Annotated in this window: 17 protein-coding genes and 2 pseudogenes; 5 read left to right on the top strand and 14 right to left on the bottom strand. The window is 70.4% G+C overall.

Features of this window, described 5'->3' with window-relative positions; all coding sequences use genetic code 11:
• Window positions 1–140 precede the first annotated feature (140 nt).
• The 5 genes from ACFSOX_RS14580 to ACFSOX_RS14600 form a co-directional block, all read right to left on the bottom strand.
• Window positions 141–752, bottom strand: coding sequence for a hypothetical protein (locus ACFSOX_RS14580; protein ID WP_378478538.1), 612 nt, complete (start codon window positions 750–752; stop codon window positions 141–143).
• A gap of 58 nt (window positions 753–810) precedes the next feature.
• Window positions 811–1,836 carry an SAM-dependent methyltransferase gene (locus ACFSOX_RS14585; RefSeq protein ID WP_378478539.1) on the bottom strand — a complete coding sequence of 342 codons (1,026 nt, stop codon included), beginning with the start codon at window positions 1,834–1,836 and terminating at the stop codon, window positions 811–813.
• 29 nt (window positions 1,837–1,865) lie between these two features.
• Window positions 1,866–2,690 carry a DUF1295 domain-containing protein gene (locus ACFSOX_RS14590; protein WP_378478540.1) on the bottom strand — a complete coding sequence of 275 codons (825 nt, stop codon included), beginning with the start codon at window positions 2,688–2,690 and terminating at the stop codon, window positions 1,866–1,868.
• Window positions 2,691–2,990: 300 nt separating this feature from the next.
• Window positions 2,991–3,671 (bottom strand): ChrR family anti-sigma-E factor, encoded by a 681-nt coding sequence (locus ACFSOX_RS14595; protein ID WP_378478541.1) that lies wholly within the window; start codon window positions 3,669–3,671, stop codon window positions 2,991–2,993.
• The gene (locus ACFSOX_RS14600; RefSeq protein WP_378478542.1) at window positions 3,668–4,345 is read right to left on the bottom strand and encodes a sigma-70 family RNA polymerase sigma factor; all 678 of its coding nucleotides are present in this window, start codon (window positions 4,343–4,345) and stop codon (window positions 3,668–3,670) included. Before ACFSOX_RS14600 ends, ACFSOX_RS14595 begins: the two co-directional genes overlap by 4 nt.
• 246 nt (window positions 4,346–4,591) lie before the next feature.
• On the opposite strand from ACFSOX_RS14600, the gene ACFSOX_RS14605 reads away from it, so the two are divergent.
• Genes ACFSOX_RS14605 through ACFSOX_RS14615 form a run of 3 tightly spaced genes read left to right on the top strand, consistent with a single transcriptional unit; the run spans window position 4,592 to window position 8,036 of the window.
• Window positions 4,592–5,932: an NAD(P)/FAD-dependent oxidoreductase gene (locus ACFSOX_RS14605; RefSeq protein ID WP_378478543.1), complete on the top strand. Its 1,341-nt coding sequence runs from the start codon at window positions 4,592–4,594 to the stop codon at window positions 5,930–5,932.
• Complete coding sequence (locus ACFSOX_RS14610) at window positions 5,929–6,732, top strand: DUF1365 domain-containing protein (RefSeq protein WP_378478544.1); 804 nt, start codon at window positions 5,929–5,931, stop codon at window positions 6,730–6,732. The genes ACFSOX_RS14605 and ACFSOX_RS14610 overlap by 4 nt, the downstream gene beginning before the upstream one ends.
• Before the next feature lie 32 nt (window positions 6,733–6,764).
• Complete coding sequence (locus ACFSOX_RS14615) at window positions 6,765–8,036, top strand: class I SAM-dependent methyltransferase (protein WP_378478545.1); 1,272 nt, start codon at window positions 6,765–6,767, stop codon at window positions 8,034–8,036.
• A 407-nt stretch (window positions 8,037–8,443) separates the two neighbouring features.
• Here the strand turns inward: ACFSOX_RS14615 and ACFSOX_RS14620 are convergent, their stop codons facing one another.
• The 9 genes from ACFSOX_RS14620 to ACFSOX_RS14660 all read right to left on the bottom strand — a co-directional run bounded on the left by ACFSOX_RS14620 (window position 8,444) and on the right by ACFSOX_RS14660 (window position 17,694).
• Complete coding sequence (locus ACFSOX_RS14620; protein ID WP_378478546.1) at window positions 8,444–9,409, bottom strand: Bug family tripartite tricarboxylate transporter substrate binding protein; 966 nt, start codon at window positions 9,407–9,409, stop codon at window positions 8,444–8,446.
• Between the two features lie 204 nt (window positions 9,410–9,613).
• Window positions 9,614–10,738 carry a tRNA guanosine(34) transglycosylase Tgt gene (tgt, locus tag ACFSOX_RS14625; RefSeq protein WP_378478547.1) on the bottom strand — a complete coding sequence of 375 codons (1,125 nt, stop codon included), beginning with the start codon at window positions 10,736–10,738 and terminating at the stop codon, window positions 9,614–9,616.
• 242 nt (window positions 10,739–10,980) lie between these two features.
• The gene (locus tag ACFSOX_RS14630) at window positions 10,981–12,774 is read right to left on the bottom strand and encodes a B12-binding domain-containing radical SAM protein (protein WP_378478548.1); all 1,794 of its coding nucleotides are present in this window, start codon (window positions 12,772–12,774) and stop codon (window positions 10,981–10,983) included.
• Window positions 12,775–12,890: 116 nt separating this feature from the next.
• Window positions 12,891–14,003 (bottom strand): tRNA preQ1(34) S-adenosylmethionine ribosyltransferase-isomerase QueA, encoded by a 1,113-nt coding sequence (gene queA, locus ACFSOX_RS14635; protein WP_378478549.1) that lies wholly within the window; start codon window positions 14,001–14,003, stop codon window positions 12,891–12,893.
• Window positions 14,004–14,248: 245 nt separating this feature from the next.
• Complete coding sequence (locus ACFSOX_RS14640; RefSeq protein ID WP_378478550.1) at window positions 14,249–14,719, bottom strand: peptidylprolyl isomerase; 471 nt, start codon at window positions 14,717–14,719, stop codon at window positions 14,249–14,251.
• Between the two features lie 145 nt (window positions 14,720–14,864).
• On the bottom strand, window positions 14,865–15,422 hold the full coding sequence (locus tag ACFSOX_RS14645) for a peptidylprolyl isomerase (RefSeq protein WP_378478551.1): 558 nt from the start codon (window positions 15,420–15,422) through the stop codon (window positions 14,865–14,867).
• A gap of 136 nt (window positions 15,423–15,558) precedes the next feature.
• Window positions 15,559–16,065: a pantetheine-phosphate adenylyltransferase gene (gene coaD / locus ACFSOX_RS14650; protein WP_378478552.1), complete on the bottom strand. Its 507-nt coding sequence runs from the start codon at window positions 16,063–16,065 to the stop codon at window positions 15,559–15,561.
• 74 nt (window positions 16,066–16,139) lie between these two features.
• Window positions 16,140–16,751, bottom strand: coding sequence for a LysE family translocator (locus ACFSOX_RS14655; RefSeq protein WP_378478553.1), 612 nt, complete (start codon window positions 16,749–16,751; stop codon window positions 16,140–16,142).
• Between the two features lie 52 nt (window positions 16,752–16,803).
• The gene (locus ACFSOX_RS14660) at window positions 16,804–17,694 is read right to left on the bottom strand and encodes a hypothetical protein (RefSeq protein ID WP_378478554.1); all 891 of its coding nucleotides are present in this window, start codon (window positions 17,692–17,694) and stop codon (window positions 16,804–16,806) included.
• 204 nt (window positions 17,695–17,898) lie between these two features.
• Here ACFSOX_RS14660 and ACFSOX_RS14665 point away from each other — a divergent pair.
• Together ACFSOX_RS14665 and ACFSOX_RS14670 are read left to right on the top strand one after the other, a co-directional pair.
• A pseudogene (locus ACFSOX_RS14665) lies at window positions 17,899–18,188 on the top strand (c-type cytochrome); the annotation flags it as partial.
• Window positions 18,188–18,706: pseudogene (locus tag ACFSOX_RS14670) on the top strand (nitric oxide reductase activation protein NorD); the annotation flags it as partial. The pseudogenes ACFSOX_RS14665 and ACFSOX_RS14670, both read left to right, overlap by 1 nt.
• Window positions 18,707–18,803 lie beyond the last annotated feature (97 nt).

Raw genomic sequence — 18,803 nt, forward strand, 5'->3', positions numbered from 1 at the left:
GATCGATCGCCGGAACGCCGGAACAAGTGGTCATGGCGGTCCTCCGGAGAGCGGCGGCCGACAGCCGGCCTCTGCTGCGGCGACCTCGTGCGACAGGGGACCACCGCCTGGACTCAACCTAGCAGATGGCGGCTCGTGTTTCATCCGGCGCCGGCGGCCTTCACCAAATGCGGAAGACTCATCACCAGCAGCACCGAGACCGCCGCCGAAAGCAGCCACGCCAACTGATAAAAGCCTTCCCGAAGAACCAGCACGCGCCGAATCATGTCGAGCTCGTGGTCGATCTGCGCCTCGGCAGCCGCGTGCGGGTCGACGAAGTCGAGAAACCGCCAGAACACCCCGACGACGAACAAGCAGAGAAGAATCGAGAACAACGTCAGATAGATGATCGGCTGGATGTAGGGCGGTGGCGCGGCCGGCGGAACCGGCCCGGGGCGGATCATCAACGTGGCGACCGCGAGAATGACGCCATTGTAGCGCATCAGCGCCGATGCTTTCGTGTCCAGGATCCCGAGCAGCCGGTAGATCTCCTCGAGAATGACCCGCTTGTCCGCCTTGCCGCCGAGCTTCGCGATGATCTTCGGATCGACATGGGGCGCGCAGTCCGGAAGCACGAACAGCAGAACCGAGCTCCACACGACACGCTGGCCATCGAAGAGCCAACGCCAAACATGCCATTGCCAGCTCATCGTGGCCTCCGCGCGACGGATCGACCCACGATTCGATATGAGCACTTCAACGACCGACTGCAAAGCGTCGGACTTTCAATTTATCGAAACCCCGCTGATCGATGCGACGCCGACCGCAGCTTCACGCCGCCGGCTTCAGCCGGTAGTGGCTGACGCCCCATTCGGCGCCGTCGGCGTGGCCGAACAGGCCGGCCGTGGCGAGGAAGAACAGCCGCCAGCGGCGCGCCCACAGGCCGGCGTCGGCACCGTAGACGTCGCGCAGGATCGGATCGATCGCGGCGCGGTTCTGGTCGAAGTTCGTCAGCCAGTCCTCCGCCGTGCGGGCATAGTGCGTGCCGCTCCACCGCCACTCCGCCTCGACGTCGAACGCATCGAAGGCGCGAATGAGCCCGTGGCTCGGCATGATGCCGCCGGTGAAGAAGTGGCGGGCGATCCAGTCGGTCTTGTCGCGGTGGTCGAACCGGTAGGGCGCGCTCCGGTGGCTGAACACGTGCAGGAACAGGCGCCCCTCGGGGGCGAGCCAGCCACGGACGCGCCCGAGCAAGGCCTGCCAGTTCGACATGTGCTCGAACATCTCGACCGACACGACGCGATCGAAGGTCTGCGTCGTCGCATAGGCGTTCATGTCGGCCGTGACGACGGTGAGGTTGCCGAGGCCGCGGCGCAGCGCCTCCCCTTCGATCGATGCGCGCTGCGAGCGCGAGTTCGACACGGCCGTGATGCGGGCGTTCGGGAACCGCTCGGCCATGGCGAGCGACAGCGAGCCCCAGCCGCAGCCGAGCTCCAGGATGCGCTGGCCATCGGCGAGGTCGGCATGCGCCACCGTCTCGGCGAGCGCCCGCTCCTCGGCCTGCGCCAAGGTCTCGGCGCCGTCGCCGTAGAGGCAGCACGAGTACTTTCGCCGCGGTCCGAGCACATGGGCGAAGAAGGCGGCCGGCACCTCGTAATGCTGAGCGTTCGCCTCGCTCGTGTGGACGGCGATCGGATGCGCCGCCATGTCGGCCGCGAAGCGCCGCTCCAGCGCCGGATCGACGGCGCCCAGCGCCTGCCGGGTGCGGCCGACCAGGAACGATATGCCGGCGCGGGTCAGCGTATCGGGGATCGGCAGGCGCTCGGCGCCGCCGATCGCGGCGGCGATCAGGCTCATCGGGGGTGCTCCTTGGTCGAGAAGGCGCGTCACGCCGTCGAGGATTTCGGCGGCAGCGGAAAGAAGGCGCTGACGCGCGCCTTGTAGGCCCGGAAGGCCTCGCGGTGGCGCGCCTCCATGTGCTCCTCGAGCGGCGGGATGCCAGAGACATGGACGAGCAGCCAGTACATGCAGGCCGGGCCACCGAGCGCCAGCCAGCCGATCCAGTACGCACCCGAGAGGTCGAGCGCGATCACGGCGAGGCCGACCCAGGTGAGCCATTCGAAGAAGTAGTTCGGGTGGCGCGACCAGCCCCACAGGCCGTCGTCGCAGATGCGCCCCTTCGCGGCCCTGGTCTCGCGGAAGGCGCGGAGCTGACGGTCGGCGATCCCCTCGCCGGCGATGCCGGCCACGACCAGCGCCAGACCGATCAGATCCGGAAGGCCGAGACCGGGCGCCGGCCGGTGCGCGGCGAGCAGCGCGGTCGCGATCATCGGGATCGAGACCAGCGCCTGCATCTGCAGGAACATCGCCATCTTGCGCTCGGCGTGCCGGCCCCATTGCCGGCGCAGCGCCGCATAGCGCGGATCGTCGCCCATCTTGAGCGCCCGCGCCGCGATGTGGCTGCCGAGCCGGACCGACCAGGCGGCGACCAACCCGGCGACGAGGAGCTGGCGGGCCGCCGGCCAGCCGTCGAGCCCGAGCGGGGCCACCGCCGCGCCGGCGCAGACGGTGCCGAGCCCGAAGGTCCAGATGGTGTCGACCCAGCCGGCGTTGCCGGTGCGGCGCTCGACCACGGTCGCGACCGCCATCACCATCGAGAAGGCGACGGCGGCGATCACCAGGGCGGCGAGGAGCTGGAGGGAGAGGACCATGGAAATCCCGAACGGCAAACGAGCTCGACCAAAAATCCATCATCCCGAGGTGCCCGGCGCAGCCGGGCCTCGAAGGATGCGGCCACCCAAGTCGGCGTCGCCGACTTGGGCTTCGGCTGTGTCGATCTCGGGCGAGCCCGCGATCGATGCCGTCCGCCCTTCGAGGGCTGACGCTCCCGCGCTCACGCGCGGAACCCGCAGCCTCCGTAGGGTGACGGTGAGACTAAACCACGACTCGAGACCGTCTCATCGCGAACGCTCAGGTCTGCGCTCACGCGCGCGTCCCGGAACGACGGCAACTCACAATCGCACGAACGGTTGCAGCACACGGCCGAGCAGGCCGTTGAGCTTGAGCCGTCCCTGCATGGCGACGAGGCAGATGCAGTCGGACCCGGCCTCGACGACCGGCGTATGGTCGACCTCGTCGTCCGCCTCGTCGACGTCGCCCGGTCCGTAGCGGCCGTGCTCGTGCCGGAAGGCGCCGGTGAGCACGCAGGTCAGCTCGGTGCCGGTGTGGGTATGGTCGGGCAGCAGCGTGCCGCCGGCGGCCTTCAACAGAAACACGCGGCCGCCCGGCAGGGTCGGCGCGGCGATCTGGCGCCACGACACGCCCGGCCCGATCCACTTCCACGGTCCCATCTCGTAAGGCGCCAGCAGCGCCTGGTGCTCGGGCCGCAGGCCGGGGATCACGTCCGCCCGGGTCGGACGCGGCGCCGGAAAGGGCGCGGCGTGCCCGGCGGACGGTGCGATCGGGGGCGCATCGATCTCGGCCATCGCCCGCGCCAGCCCGTCGGCGGCCATCTCGGCGGGGGCGAGGTCGTCGAGCATCAGCCCGCCGGTCGCCTCCAGCATGCGGACGGTCCTGCGGCAGTCGGGGCAGGCGGCGAGATGCGCCGCCACCACGAGCATGCGGCCTTCGTCGAGGGAGCCGGCCGCGAAGGCCGCGAGAGTCTCCTCGGTGGGATGGTGTGCCACGGTCATGTCAGATCACCCAAGAGAACGCGCATCCGGTTCATGGCGAGACGCAGACGCGACTTGACGGTTCCGAGCGGGATGTCGAGCAGCCCGGCGATGTCGCCGTGCGCCCGTCCCTCGAAGAAGGACAACTCCACGATACGGCGCTGCTCGATCGGCAGATGATCGAGCGCGGCCCGCACCCGCTGCTGGCGCTCGCCCGCCTCGACATCGTGGTCGGGCGGCGGGCTGAGCTCCGGCTCCGGATCCTCGGCCATGGCGTGCAGGGCCTCGCGCCGCTGCCGCCGCGCCGTATCGATGCGCAGGTTGCGGGCGATGGCGAAAATCCAGGCCGAGGCGCCCGCCTTCGCCGCATCGAACAGCGCCGCCTTGCGCCACACCGTGACCAGCGTCTCCTGGGCGAGCTCCTCGGCCAGATCGGCCGCCGTTCCGGAGCGCATCAGGAACGCTTTCACGCGCGGGGCGTAGTGCGCGAACAAGGTCTTGAAGGCCTCGCGGTCCCCGCGCTCCGCGATCGCCTCGATCAGCCGGTCGTGGTCCCGCACGCCCTCCTTCGCTCCCTCGATCGTCGCCATGCCCTCCCCCGCTCGGACCCGCCGCGGCAGCCGGCCGCGATCGACCAGCGCCGCGACGGCGCCGACCGGGAGAGTCTGAACGGGAACGGCGGTTCGAACAAGCATGCCCCCCTCTACGGCGCCTGCCACGGCTTGGATCAGTCGTCCGCCCGGCCGCGCGATCGCAGCCGGATCCGACTGGTGATCCAATGCCATGGGTGGGGCGTAAACGGCCGGACATCAGCCGGACGCGACGTGGCGGGCCGGCCCCAGGGGGGGGGGCTAAAAATGAGCGACGGTCACGCGCCGCATTCGCACGCGCCGCATTCGCACGGACCGGGTTCGCACGGGCCGGGTTCGCACGGGCCGCGCTTGAAGATCGCGGTGGTCGGCACCGGCATTTCCGGCATGGCGGCGGCCTGGCTGTTGTCGCAGGCTCACGACGTCACCGTCTACGAGCGGGCCGACCGGATCGGCGGCCATTCCAACACGGTGCGGACTCCCCCCCGGCACGGCGGCGTCCCGGTCGACACCGGCTTTATCGTCTATAACGAGACGACCTATCCCAACCTCACCGCCCTGTTCCGCCATCTCGACGTGCCGACGCTGCCGACCGACATGTCGCTCGCCGTGTCGCTCGACGACGGCGCCCTGGAATACGGCGGCGGAACGTTCTCGGCGCTGCTCGCCCAGAAGCGCAATCTGCTGCGGCCGCGGTTCTGGTCGATGCTGGCCGGCCTGGTGCGGTTCTATCGTCGCGCCCCGGCCGACGTCGGCGGACTCGACGAGGTCCACGTCACGCTCGGCGATTATCTCGAGCGCGAGGGCTATTCGCGCGCCTTCCGGGACGACCACCTGCTGCCGATGGCAGGCGCCATCTGGTCGGCCGCCCCGCAGGAGATGCTGGAGTATCCGGCCGCGGCGTTCATCCGCTTCCACGAGAACCACGGCCTCCTGAAGTTCGTCGACCGCCCGGTGTGGCGCACCGTGGCGGGCGGCAGCGCCACCTATGTCGAGCGGCTCGCCCGCAACTTCCGCGACAGAATCAGGCTCGACCGTGGCGTCGCCGTGATCAAGCGGACGGCGGCCGGCGTCACCGTGACCGACCACGCCGGCGACGCCGAGACGTTCGACCACGTGGTGATCGCCACCCATGCCGACCAGGCGCTCGCCATGCTGGCCGACCCGACGCTCGACGAGCGTGCGCTGCTCGGCGCGTTCCGCTATACTCGCAACGTCGCTGTTCTCCACACGGACGACAGCCTGATGCCGAAGCGGCGCGCCGCCTGGTCGAGCTGGAACGTGATCGGAACCCGCACCGGTCCCGACGACCGGCCGCGCGTCACCGTCACCTACTGGATGAACACGCTGCAGCATCTCCCAGCCGAGACGCCGCTGTTCGTGACGCTGAACCCGCCGCGCCCGCCCCGCCCCGGCACCCTGATCCAGACCGAGATCTACGAGCACCCGCTGTTCGACCTCGCCGCCTGCGCGGCCCAGCGCCGGCTCTGGTCCCTGCAGGGCAACGGCAACACCTGGTACTGCGGCGCCCATTTCGGCGCCGGCTTCCACGAGGACGGCCTGCAGGCCGGGCTCGCCGTCGCCGAGGCGATCGGCGGCGTGCGCCGGCCGTGGATCGTGCCGAACGAGAGCGGCCGCATTCCGCTCGATCCGGCGCGCATGCGCGTGCCGCAACCGACGCTGCCGGCATGACGACCATCCCCATCAGCGCCGCGGCGTCGCGCTCCGCGCTCTACACCGGGGCCGTGGTCCATCGCCGCCTCAAGCCACGGGCACATGCACTGCGCTACCGCTGCTTCTGGATGCTGCTCGATCTCGCCGAGATCGACGCGCTCGCCGCCCGGCTCCGCTTCTTCTCGCGCGACCGCCTGAACCTGTTCACGTTCAGCGACGCCGACCACGGCGCCGGCCCGTCCGCCGCCGAGCCGCTGCGCGCGCAGATCGACCGCATGCTGGCCGAGGCCGGCATCGCCGTTCCCGACGGCTCGGTGCAGATCCTCACGATGCCGCGGGTGCTGGGCTACGTGTTCAATCCGCTCAGCGTCTATTTCTGCCGGCGTGCGGACGGCACGCTCGCCGCCGTGCTGTACGAGGTGACCAACACGTTCGGCGAGCGGCACACTTATCTGATCCCGACGGAACCGGACGCCGGCGGCGCGGTTCGCCAGGAGTGCGACAAGCTGTTCTACGTCTCGCCGTTCATGGACATGGACCTGCGCTACGAGTTCCGCGTGTCGCCCCCGAGCGAGACGGTCGGCGTCGCGATCCGGGGCGTGCAGGCGGGCGATCCCATGATCGTCGCCGCGCTCACGGGAAAGCGCCGCGCGCTCACCGACGGGGCGCTCCTGAAGACCTTCCTGGCGCACCCGCTGGTCACCTTGAAGGTGATCGCGGCGATCCACTGGGAGGCGCTCAAGCTGTGGCGCAAGGGCGTCGGCTTGCGGCCCCACGTGGCCGCGCCGGCCCGCCCGGTCACCATCGTCCGGGCCTGAAATCTGCGGAGCCCGATCGTGTGGAGTGGAGCATGAGTCACGTCTCTCCTTGCGACGCCGGCAGCGTCTGCGACGCCGCGGGCGCCGAAACCGCAGCGCCCGCAGCCGCCGCGCTGCGGCCGCGCCGCTCGCTCGCTCATCTTCTGCTCGCCCGGGTGCTGCGCCGGCTCGACGTCGGCAGCCTTACCGTGCAGCTGCCGAGCGGCGAGCGCATCGAGCATCGCGGCCGCCGGCCCGGCACCGCCGCGACCTGGATCCTGCACCGTTGGCGTCCGATGTGGCGGGTGCTGTGGCGCGGCGATCTCGGCTTCGCCGAGTCCTACATGGACGGCGACTGGTCGACACCCGACCTGCCCGCCCTGCTGACGATGTTCTCCGAGAACGACACCGGGCTCGCCGACGTCTATGCGGGGCTGCGGACCGAGCGCCTGCTCGACCGGCTGCGTCACAAGAACCGCGCCAACACCAAGCGCGGCAGCCGCCGCAACATCGCGGCCCATTACGATCTCGGCAACGCGTTCTATGCGGCGTGGCTCGACCGCAGCATGACCTACTCGTCGGCGATCTACAGTGATGCCGACCAGTCGCTGGAGGATGCGCAGCGCGACAAGCTCGACCGTATCGTGGCGATGCTCGGGCTCGCCGGCGGCGAGCGCGTGCTGGAGATCGGCTGCGGCTGGGGCGCGCTCGCCGAGCGCATCGCGGCGGCCGGCTGCCGCGTCACCGGGCTCACGCTGTCGTCGGAGCAGCTCGCCTTCGCGCAGCGCCGCCTCGCCGAGGCCGGCCTGTCCGAGGCCAGCGACCTTCGCTTGCAGGACTACCGGGACGTCGACGGCCTGTTCGACCGCGTCGTGTCGATCGAGATGATCGAGGCCGTCGGCGAGAAGTACTGGCCGGTCTATTTCGAGACGCTGTTCGCCCGCCTGAAGGCCGGCGGCAGCGCCGTGATCCAGGCCATCACCATCGAGGCGAGCCGGTTCGACAGCTATCGCCGGAATCCCGACTTCATCCAGCGCTACATCTTTCCGGGCGGCATGCTGCCGACCCGCGCCATGATGATCGAGCATGCGCGGCGCGCCGGCCTCGTGCCGGCGGCCGAGCACGCCTTCGGCCGGAGCTACGCCCGCACGCTCGCGGAATGGCGACACCGCTTCGTGGCCGCCTGGCCGGCGATCGAGCCGCTCGGCTTCGATCGGCGATTCCGGCGCATGTGGGAGTATTACCTTGCCTATTGCGAGACCGGCTTCCGCCTCGGCGTCATCGACGTCGGCCTGTTCGCCTTCGTCAAGCCGAAGGACGCGTGAGGCCGAACGGTCGTCCCGGGGCGGTTCCGCGGTCGCGCGCAGGGCATCGTATCTCCCGATACCAACGGTCCTGGACTTCGATCCGTCATCTTGAGGCGCTCGACCGAAGGTCGAGCCTCGAAGGATGTCGGCCACTCAAGTCGGTGTTGCCGACTTGGGTTTCGATGGTGTCGATCTCGGGCAAGCCCGAGATCGCTGGCCGTCGCCCTTCGAGGGCCGGCTCCGTCGGGCACCTCTGGGTGACGGGGAGAGTCAGGATCCGTCGCCGTTGGTATGACCCGTCATGTCCGCGCTCGTCGCGGGAATCCACGACCGGACGGGCGCACCAGCACGATCGTGGATGCCCGGGACGAGCCCGGCCGTGACGACGGAGAGAGCGGCAGACGGCGAAGGCTGTCGTGAGTCGATCACTGCTTCGGAATGCCGGCCTTCTCGATGACGGCGCCCCACTTGGCGATGTCGTCCTTCAGGCGCTTCGACAGCTCCTCGGGCGAGGTCGGGCGCGCCGAGATGCCGAGCTCGAGCAGCCGCTTCTTCACGTCGGCATCGGCCAGTACCTCGCGCAGGGCCTTGTTGAGCGTCTCGATCACGGCGGGCGGCGTGCCGGCCGGTGCGAACAGCGCGTTCCACGACGTCACGTCGTAGTCCTTGACGCCGGACTGCATCACGGTCGGCACGTCGGGCAGAATCTCGGAGCGCTCGGCACCGGTCGTCGCGAGCGGCCGGATCTTGTTGTCCTGCAGGTTCGACTTCATCGCCGCATAGGTGTCGATCATCACGTTCACGTCGTCGCGCAGCAGCGCGATGATCACCTCCGGCGTACCGCGATACGGCACGACGTAGAAGTTCAACCCCGTCTGTGACTTGAACAGCTCGGCCGAGAGGTTCTGGGTGCTGCCGACATTGATGGTCCCGACATTCAGCTTGCCGGGATTCTGCTTGCCGTAGGCGAGCACGTCGTCGAGCGTCTTGTAGGCCGACGAGGCGTTGACGCCGAGGATGAAGTCGAAGGTGCCGAGGATCGAGATCGGCACGAAGTCCTTCACCGGATCGTATGGAAGGCTCTTGAACAGCGGCACCGAGACGGCATTGCCGTTCGAGAGCAACGTCAGCGTGTAGCCGTCCGGTGCCGCGGAGAGCGCGGCACGCGCCGAGGCGATGCCGCCGGCGCCCGGCATGTTCTCGATGATGAAGCGCTGGCCGAGCTTCTGGCCGAGCTTCTCGGTGACGATGCGCACCGTGAGATCGGCGACGCCGCCGGCGCCGAACGGCACCGTCACGCGCACCGGCCGATCCGGATAGTTTTGGGCGATCGCCGAGCCGGCGACGAGGGTCGCGGCGACGGCGACGAGGGTGGCCAAGGTTTTCTTCATGCCGGTCCTCCGGTCTTTCGGTGATCCGGCCCGCACCCGGGCGGGCGGGGCCTCGTCGGGACGGCACCCGAGCGGCGCCGTCCGGGGAGCGCGTCCGGCAGAGCGCCCGGGCGCGCGGGGGGTGGAAGGCGGTCTAGCGGCGAACCGTTTCGAATCGGAGAACGTCGGCCACCGCCAGACGAGGCAGATCGCCGCAGCCTAGCCTCACAGCGCCGGCACGTCACCCTGCGCCCACGTCGCCGTCACCTGCGCCGCATGGTCGGCGAAGCGACGCTCGGCGATGGCGGCCCGGATACCCTGCATCAACGTCTGGAAGTACGCGATGTTGACGACGCTGAGATACATGGCGCCGAGCGTCTCGTTGGCCCTGATCAGATGATGCAAGTAGGCGCGTGGCACCTCGCGGGCGATTCGGCACGGGCTCTCCGGGTCGAGCGGCCGCGGATCCTCGGCGTGACGGGCGTTCTTCAGATTCACCGGACCGCGCCGCGTGTAGGCGAGGCCGTGGCGGCCGTTGCGGGTGGGCAGCACGCAGTCGAACATGTCCACGCCGCGCGCCACGCTCTTCAACAGATCGTCGGGTGTGCCGACCCCCATCAGATAACGCGGCCGGTCGGTCGGCAAGAGCGGCGCCACCTCCTCGATCATCGCCAGCATGGTGGCCTGCGGCTCGCCGACCGCGAGGCCGCCGATGGCGTAGCCCTGGAAGTCCATCGCCACCAGCGCGCGCGCGCTTTCCTGCCGGAGCACCACGTCGTCGCCGCCCTGGACGATCGCGAACAGGGCGCGGCCGCTCGGGAGGTCCGGCTCGAAGGCGCGCTTGCAACGTTCCGCCCAGCGTAACGAGAGCCGCATCGCGCGGTCGATCTCGGCCCGCTCGGCCGGCAGCGCCACGCATTCGTCGAGCTGCATGGCGATGTCGGAGCCGAGGAGACGCTGGATCTCCACGGCCCGCTCCGGCGACAGCACGACGGTGGCGCCGTCGATGTGGGAGCGGAACGTGACGCCGCTCTCGTCGACCTTGCGCAGCTCGGAGAGCGACATCACCTGGAAGCCCCCCGAGTCGGTGAGGATCGGTCCCGACCAGCCCATGAAGGCGTGCAGGCCGCCGAGCCGGGCGATGCGCTCGGCGCCGGGCCGCAGCATCAGGTGATAGGTGTTGGACAGCACGATGTCGGCGCCGGTCTCGCGCACCTCGTGCCAATGCACGCCCTTCATGGCGGCTTGGGTGCCGACCGGCATGAAGGCGGGCGTCCGCACGATGCCGTGCGGCGTCTCGAGCGTGCCCAGCCGGGCGACGCCGTCGGTGGCGAGAGGAGTGAACTTCAAGCGGAAACGCCTTCGGGACGAGGTGTGCCGAACGGAGTGTGTCGAACGGGAGGCCGTTCTAGGCGGGCGCGCGACGACGGGCAAGCCGGCGCCACATCCCTGCCCCGTCGTCCCGGGGCGCGGGCGCCGCCCGCGAGCCCGGGATCCATATCCCCGGAGCCGGTGGCTCACGATGGACAGGGGCTATGGGTTCCGGGCTCGCCGCTGTGCGGCGCCCCGGAACGACTGACGCCTCGCTTCCTTCACGCTCCCTCGGCGGCCGCGGCGGTCGGCACGCCGAGGGCGGCGACGCCGGCGGTCTTCGCCTCCTGCACGCGGCGCTGCTGGTCGACGAAGGCGCGCGCCGCGTCGCTCTCGAACAGCTCGTGACCCGGCGCGTCGGCGTCCCAGGCGCTCATCGCCGTATCCGTGTAGGCGAACTTGTTCGGGTCGTGCTTGATGCGCAGATAGATGCGGCGCAGCCGCATGTAGAGCATGCCCCACTGCACCAGCTTGACGGCCGTCTGGACCCAGTAGCTCGGGTAGAAGGTCAGCACGGATTCGCGCGGAAAGCCCGGGCGCCGGTCGGTGCGCGACTTGAGCCGAAGGAAGCCCGATTCCAGCGGATGGATGCGCTCGAAGTCGATCGAGCCCTTGAACCAGGTGATCAGGAACAAGGCGTTCGAGGCGTTGCCGCCGCTCGCCGCGACGCGCTTCAGGATCGTCGTGATGTGGTCGATCGTATAGTAGCGCTGCCACGCCGTCCGGTAGGCGTCGTTCCACTCGGCCGGCGACATCTTCGCATGCGGGGCGCAGATGTGGTTGAGGTCGTAGCGGTTGAGGTCGGGATCGAGCGGCACGCCGGTCTTGACGAGCCGGCGATGATCCTCCGAGCCCGGCAGCGGCGTCAGGTAGAAGAACTCCAGAAGATCGACCGGCAGCTCGCGCTTGATCACGTCGATGTCGTGCATGATCGACTCGCGCGTGTCGGCCGGGAAGCCCAGGATGTAGCCCGCATACGTGATCACGCGCACCGACTTCCACGCCAGCAGCATCTCGCGATACTCGGTGATCTTGTTCTGCCGCTTCTTGGCGTCGGCGAGGTTCTGCGGGTTGATGTTCTCGAGCCCGATGAACACCCGCCGCACCCCCGCCCGCGCCGCCTTCTCGATGAAGCCCGGCAGCTTGTGGCACAGCGTGTCGACCTGGATGATGAAGCCGATGTCGAGCTTCTCGACCTCGCGCAGATGGATCAGCCGGTCGAGGATCGGCTCCCAGTCCTTGTTGCGGGCGAAGTTGTCGTCGGTGATGAAGAAGCTGCGTAGGCCCTGCGCGTAGTTGGTGCGCACGATCGTCTCGACGTCGTCGGGCGAGCGGCGGCGCGACTTTCGTCCCTGCACGTTGATGATGGTGCAGAACGAGCACTGGTAGGGACAGCCGCGCCCGGCGTCGAAGCTGGTCGCCGCGCCCGCCGTGCGCTGAACCCGCTCGGCCGCCATCAGCGGGATCGGCGCGCCCTCGATGCCGGGCAGATCGTCCATGTAGTCGTAGAGCGGCGCGAGTCGCCCCGCCGCCGCATCCTGCAGCACCCGGTCGAGCCGTCCTTCCGCCTCGCCGGCGAACAGCGTGAGGCCGAGCGCGCGCGCCGCGTCGAGATCGCGGTCGACGCCGCCCAGCATCGCGGTGACGCCGGAGACGTGGAAGCCGCCGACCGCCACCGCGATCCCGGCGGCGCGCAGCGGCCGCGCCAGATCGAGGGCGCGCGGGAACTGGTTCGACTGCACGCCGACCAGCATCACCATGCCGGAGCCGGCGTCCCGGATCATCGCCGCGAGCGTGTTCGGGCGGATGCGGGTATTGGTCTCGTCGAAGGCGTGGATGTCGATCGCGACATCCGGACCCAGCACCTGCCGGGCCGCACAGTCCTTTGCAATACCGTAGAGCGCCGCGAGCGAATTCGACGGGATCGGCGAGCGGAACCACTGGATGACGTAGCCCTCGTCGTCGTAATGCGACGGCTTGACGAGGATCAGGCAGAAACGTCGTCGTTCGGTCATGACGGCGCCGGCTCGATTCGAGGATCAGGATCGTCGGATCGGGCCACACTGCACGGGTTTTTCGAGCCTGTACAGGATTAATACGTATCGGTTGTTGTCGGGTCCGCGAGCGCCGGTCACGCGCCGACCCGGCGATCGCCGCGCAACAGCAGGCAAGCGTCGCCGTAGGAATAGAAGCGATATCCGGCGGCGATCGCATGGGCGTAGGCGCGCTTCATGGTGTCGAGGCCCGAGAAGGCCGCGACCAGCATGAACAGGGTCGAGCGCGGCAGGTGGAAGTTGGTCATCATCACGTCGACGGCGCGGAACCGATAGCCCGGCGTGACGAAGATCGCGGTCTCGGCCGCGAACGGGCGGATCGTGCCGTCCGGGTCGGCGGCGCTTTCCAGGAGACGCAGCGAGGTGGAGCCGACCGCGACGATGCGGCCGCCGTTCTTTCGCGCGACGTTGAGGGCCGTGGCGGTGGCCTCGCTCACCACGCCGTATTCGGCGTGCATCTCATGATCCGCCGTGTCGTCAGCCTTGACGGGCAGGAACGTGCCCGGACCGACATGCAGCGTGACGGCGTGCAGCCCGATCCCGGCGTCGTGCAGGCGCGCCAGAAGATCGTCGGTGAAATGCAGGCCCGCCGTGGGCGCCGCGACGGCGCCCTCTCGGCGGGCGAACAGCGTCTGGTAGTCGGCGCGGTCCTGCTCGTCGGCCGGCCGGCGCGCCGCGATGTAGGGCGGCAGCGGCATGACGCCGCGCTCGGCGATCGCCTGATCGAGCACCGGCCCGTGGAACGCGAAGGCGAGCGTCACGGCCCCGCCCTCGCCCTTCTCCTCCACGGTCGCGTCGAGCTGGCCGAGGAAGCAGACCTTGCCCTCGTCGCCGAACCGCACCGTGTCGCCGACGACCAGCTTCTTCGAGCCCTTGACCAGCGCACGCCAGCGCGCGCCGTCGCGCCGCTCGACCAGCGTCGCCTCGATCGCCACCTCGGCGCCGCGGCCGAGCCGCCGGCCGAACAGCTGCGCCGGGATCACCTTGGTGTCGTTGACGACGAGCTGATCGCCCGGCCGCAGCAGCGACGGCAGATCGCGCACGACATGGTCTTCGAGCGCAGGCGCGGCGTCGGCGCCGGCGCCGGCGCGTGGCCGCACGACGAGCAGCCGCGCGGAATCGCGCGGGCTCGCGGGCCGCAGCGCGATGCGCTCTTGCGGGAGGTCGAAGTCGAACAGATCGGTGCGCATGGGATGGCCCAAGTCGCGTTCGGATCCTCACTCCTCCCGACGATGCCGACGTCCAGGGGCGACGCCGCGAGCACGGCGGGACTCCCTCTCCCCGTCGGGGAGAGGGTCGGGGTGAGGGGGAACGAGCGTCGATGTCTCCATCGAGAGGGGGGCGCCCCCTCACCCGGTGCTCGCGCTACCGCGCGAGCACCGACCTCTCCCCGCCGGGGAGAGGTGAAGCGAAGACACGGCCTTGTCGAAGGATATTACGCCGCGGCGTCGGCGGCCATGCGGGCCGAGACGATCTTGTCGGGATCGCTGACCGGCTCGCCGCGCTTGATCTTGTCGATGTTCTCCATGCCGGACGTCACCTTGCCCCACACCGTGTACTGGCCGTCGAGCCAGGGCGCCTCGGTGAAGCAGATGAAGAACTGGCTGTCGCCCGAATCCGGATTCTGGGCGCGCGCCATCGAGACGGTTCCGCGCACGTGCTTCTCGCGCGAGAACTCGGCCTTCAGCTTCTGGCCCGAGCCGCCCGTGCCGGTGCCGTGCGGGCAGCCGGTCTGCGCCATGAAGTCCTCGATCACGCGGTGGAACACGATGCCGTCGTAGAACTTACTGCGCACCAGCTCCTTGATGCGCGCGACATGGCCGGGCGCGAGGTCGGGCCGCATCTCGATGGTGACCGGGCCCTGGGTGGTCTCGAGCAGAAGGGTGTTCTCGGTGACGTCGCTCACGTGGGAAGTCCTTTGGTTGGAATCGAAGCTCTCTGAACCGGATCGGCGGCTCGAGCCGACGCGGGCCCGCGCCGCCGATAGATGATCATGACGCTCGTGATCGACATGGGCCGATCACGACGCCCGCGGTGCCGTCACCCCGCCGTCACTTGGCGTCGGCGGCGACCTGCATGCGGACGATCTTGTCGGGGTTGGTGACGCGGCCGTTGTCGGCCGGCGAGCCCTTCTTCACCTTGTCGACCACGTCCATGCCGCGCACCACCTCGCCGACCACCGTGTACTTGCCGTTGAGGCCGGGGGTCTCGGCGAACATGATGAAGAACTGGCTGTTGGCCGAGTTCGGGTCGGAAGAGCGGGCCATGCCGACGATGCCGCGCTTGTAGGGCACGTTGGAGAACTCGGCCGGCAGGTCGGGATACTTCGAACCGCCCGTGCCGTTGCCGCGCTGGCCGTCGCCGGTCTGCGCCATGAAGCCGTCGATGACGCGGTGGAACGGCACGTTGTCGTAGAACTTTTCGCGCGTCAGCAGCTTGATGCGCTCGGCGTGCTGCGGCGCAAGGTCGGGCCGCAGCTTGATGACGACGCGGCCGTCCTTGGTGTCGAGCAGGATCGTGTTCTGCGGATCGAGGCCGGCCGGCAGCGGCTGGGCCTGAGCCGAGACCGAGAGCATCAGCACGGCGAGCGCGGCGAGCAAGCGGATCATGAAGCGTCCTTGGCGTTGCGATGGAGCGGCGTGGGCGCGACGAGCGCGGTTACATGAACAGGCGGCGGGCGGTCCGGACGGTCGCGCGGCGGAACGGCGGGCGTGAATCGCCACGGGCCGCACGCCGGCCGGTCCGTCAGGTCGCCCGGGCGGCGAACCTCGCCTTCAGCCGCGCGGCGACGGCCGGCGGCACGAAGGTCGAGACGTCCCCGCCCATGGCGGCAATCTGGCGAACCAGTGTGGCGGTGATCGGGCGCGCCAAGGGCGACGCCGGCAGGAACACGGTGGCGATCTCGGGCGCCATGGCGCCGTTCATGCCGGCGAGCTGCATCTCGTAATCGAGGTCGGTGCCGTCGCGCAGGCCGCGGATCAGCGCGACCGCGCCCTGCTCCCGTGCCGCCGTGACGACCAGGCCGTCGAACGTGATGCACTTGATCTCGCAATCCGCGTCGGCGGCGACCGGCCGGCACGTCTCCTCCAGCATGGCGGTGCGCTCCGCGGCCGAGAACAGCGGCACCTTGCCGGGATGGATGCCGATCGCCAACACCAGACGGTCGGCGAGGCGGACCGCCTGGCGGACGACGTCCAGATGGCCGTTGGTGACGGGGTCGAACGACCCGGCATAGAGGGCTGTGCGAAGCATCGCGCGGGTCTAGCCTGCCGCGGGCGGGTCGGCAAGGCACCCGCTGGTATCGCGATGCAGCATGACCGGCCCCGTCAGGCCGGACGGCGCGACAGCGCAAGCCAGACTCCGCCGGCGATCAGGGCGACGCCGGAGGCGCGGCCGAGCAGCCGCTGACGCGACGGCGCCAGGAACCAGCCGCGCCCGGCCGCCGCCGCGAGCCCCCACACGGCGTCGAGAAGCCCGGCCAGCACCACCGAGACCGACACCATCACGGCGAGCTGGAAGGTCGCGGGGAGCGCGGGATCGACGAACTGCGGCAGGAAGGCCGTGAAGAACGCCATGGTCTTGGGATTGGAGACCGCCACCAGGAACCCGCGGGAGACATGGACGCCGCCCGCCTCGGGCACCGACGCACCGCGGCCGCTGCGCCGGAACGCCTGCACGCCGAGCCAGATCAGGTAGGCGACGCCGGCCCAGCGGATCACCTCGAACAGCACCGCGGCCTTGGCCATGACGACGCCGAGACCGAACGCCACCGTGCCGATCAGCACGCTGTTGCCGGCCATGGTTCCGACCGAGGTGGCGAGCACGGCGCGCGCGCCCTGGGTCGCGCCGGTCGAGATCATCAGGGTGACGATCGGTCCCGGCGTCAGGATCAGGACCAGCGTGAGCGCCAGGAAGGGAACGAACAGGTCCGGGTTCACGGGCGTCTCCGTCCCCCGCCGCCGCAGCCGCCGCGACCCGGGCGGTCGTGCGTCAGCGCGGATCCTCGTTGGACTGGGTGGTCGGGGCAGCGCCGCCGATCGGCGGACCGGCCGGGCTCGGGGCCTCGGTCGCCGCCGGAGTGACCGCCGTCGGAGCAACCGGGGCCGTCGCGCCGGTCGGCTCGACCGGGGCGCCTGCCGCGGGCGGCGGGGCGGCCTGCCGGGCCGCGGCCGGACGGGCGGCGAGCGCGGCGGCCCGCAGCGCCTCGGCGTCGCTGCCGACCGTGGCGTAATCCTTGAGGCGCTGCTGGCGATCGACCTCGCCGGCCGGGGCGGGCTTCGCCGGCTCGTGCGCCGCCATGTAGGGGCGCAGCCGCTCGACCGGGGTCGAGGCGAGCCGCTCGTTGCTGCGACGCGGCGGCACCGCACGGTCCGGCGCGGGCTGGTGCTCCGCCGCCGGCTGGCCGTCGGCCGCCGTCGCGGCCTGCTGCTGGCGCTGGCGCGGCGCGGGCCGCTCGGCCGGGACGATCGCCTCCTCCGGCGCCGCCGCGACCGGCTGGCGCGGCGGCCGGCCCGAGGCGGCCCGCTGACCGGTGCGCGGATCGACCGGACGCGCCTCCTCCTGGCCGGGCGCCTGTCGCCCCGGGGTCTGGCCGCCGCGGCCGCGCGGATCGGCCGGCGCGGCCCCGCCGACCCCCGCCAGGTAGCCGGCGAGCGCGCCCGCATTGGCGGGGCTCGACGTGTAATGCTCGCGCAGGAAGCGCGCGACGCTCGACGGATCGCGCCCGCGCGACAGGCCGGACGCCGACTTGTGGCAGGCCGAGCAATCCGACGAGAACATCTGGGCCGGCGACTTGCCGGCGGTCAGGTCGGTCTGTGCCGTCGCACCCGTCGGGACGAGCCCGCAGGCCAGGAGCCCGGCCCACGCGATCGCTTTCAGCACCCGTCGCATCCCCTCGAACCTCTCGCTTCCCGCGCAGATTGCGGCGCCTCGCGCCACGACCTCTCCGCGCGAATCACTGCACCGGCCGCCCGGCGGGGCGGCGCCGACTCCCTATCGCCGGCGCAGTTGCGAGGCAAATTCCGGCATCTCCAAGGCTTCGCGCAGCTGGGGACGGCGGGCCGTCGACCGGACCGCGCCGGCGCGATGGGCGAACGCCTCCCCAAATCCGCGGCCCGGAACGTCGTCCACGGCGGCTCGGCCGTCGTCTTCGTGATCTTCGTCGGGCTCTCGGCGCACAGCCATGGGGACACATGGCGAACGTCTCGACCGACGCGGCGACGCTGACCCCGAGCGTCGCCCGCGGCAAGCACGTCCGGGAGAAGCACTCCTGCATCAACTGCGGCATCAACTGCCACACGCTGCTCGGCGAGGGCGCTGGTATCGCGCCCGAGATCGGCAATGTCCGCAACCGCTGCGGCGGCGAGGAGGATCCGGCCGCCGGATGCTCGCCGTCGAGAAGGAGGCGCTCTCGGTGTCGGCGCACGGGCTCGCCGCCTGCGGCGACCGCCACAGCATCCTCACCGTCACGTCACGCAAGCGGACCTGGGTGCGCCTCGGCATCGTGGCGGATTCTTCCGAGCCGATGAGCGCCCGGGTGACGCGGCGCATGGGCGCGCTCAAGCCCGGCTGCTACACCCGCATCGGCGCGGCCATGCGCCACGCCGCGAAGCAGCTCGCCGAGGAGCCGAGCCGCAAGACGCTCCTCCTGGTGCTCACCGACGGCAAGCCGAACGACGTCGACCGTTACGAGGGCCGCTTCGCCGTCGAGGACACGCGAAAGGCCGTGCAGGAGGCGCGCCGGACCGGCCTCACGGTGTTCGGCGTCACCATCGACGCGACCGCGCAGAGCTGCTTCCCGGCGCTGTTCGGGCGCGGCGGCGACGCCATCGTCCCCGACTTCGGCAAGCTGCGGGCCGCCCTGCCGGCGAACTATCGGCAGCTGGTGCGGTGAAGCAGCGCGGCACCTGGTCGTCGTTTCTCGTCATGGCCGGGCTCGTCCCACGGCTGTCCGGCACGGATTGTGCTTGAAGAGGTGCACGGCATTGATT

Source organism: Rhodoplanes azumiensis (assembly GCF_042682915.1).
Lineage (GTDB): Bacteria > Pseudomonadota > Alphaproteobacteria > Rhizobiales > Xanthobacteraceae > Rhodoplanes > Rhodoplanes azumiensis.

Bases quoted from the DNA above. Each gene is read 5' to 3' on its own strand.
- ACFSOX_RS14585 (WP_378478539.1), bottom strand. From the start codon at position 1,836: ATGAGCCTGATCGCCGCCGCGATCGGCGGCGCCGAGCGCCTGCCGATC.
- ACFSOX_RS14590 (WP_378478540.1), bottom strand. From the start codon at position 2,690: ATGGTCCTCTCCCTCCAGCTCCTCGCCGCCCTGGTGATCGCCGCCGTC.
- ACFSOX_RS14595 (WP_378478541.1), bottom strand. From the start codon at position 3,671: ATGACCGTGGCACACCATCCCACCGAGGAGACTCTCGCGGCCTTCGCG.
- ACFSOX_RS14600 (WP_378478542.1), bottom strand. From the start codon at position 4,345: ATGCTTGTTCGAACCGCCGTTCCCGTTCAGACTCTCCCGGTCGGCGCC.
- ACFSOX_RS14610 (WP_378478544.1), top strand. From the start codon at position 5,929: ATGACGACCATCCCCATCAGCGCCGCGGCGTCGCGCTCCGCGCTCTAC.
- ACFSOX_RS14615 (WP_378478545.1), top strand. From the start codon at position 6,765: ATGAGTCACGTCTCTCCTTGCGACGCCGGCAGCGTCTGCGACGCCGCG.
- ACFSOX_RS14620 (WP_378478546.1), bottom strand. From the start codon at position 9,409: ATGAAGAAAACCTTGGCCACCCTCGTCGCCGTCGCCGCGACCCTCGTC.
- ACFSOX_RS14630 (WP_378478548.1), bottom strand. From the start codon at position 12,774: ATGACCGAACGACGACGTTTCTGCCTGATCCTCGTCAAGCCGTCGCAT.
- queA (WP_378478549.1), bottom strand. From the start codon at position 14,003: ATGCGCACCGATCTGTTCGACTTCGACCTCCCGCAAGAGCGCATCGCG.
- ACFSOX_RS14645 (WP_378478551.1), bottom strand. From the start codon at position 15,422: ATGATCCGCTTGCTCGCCGCGCTCGCCGTGCTGATGCTCTCGGTCTCG.
- coaD (WP_378478552.1), bottom strand. From the start codon at position 16,065: ATGCTTCGCACAGCCCTCTATGCCGGGTCGTTCGACCCCGTCACCAAC.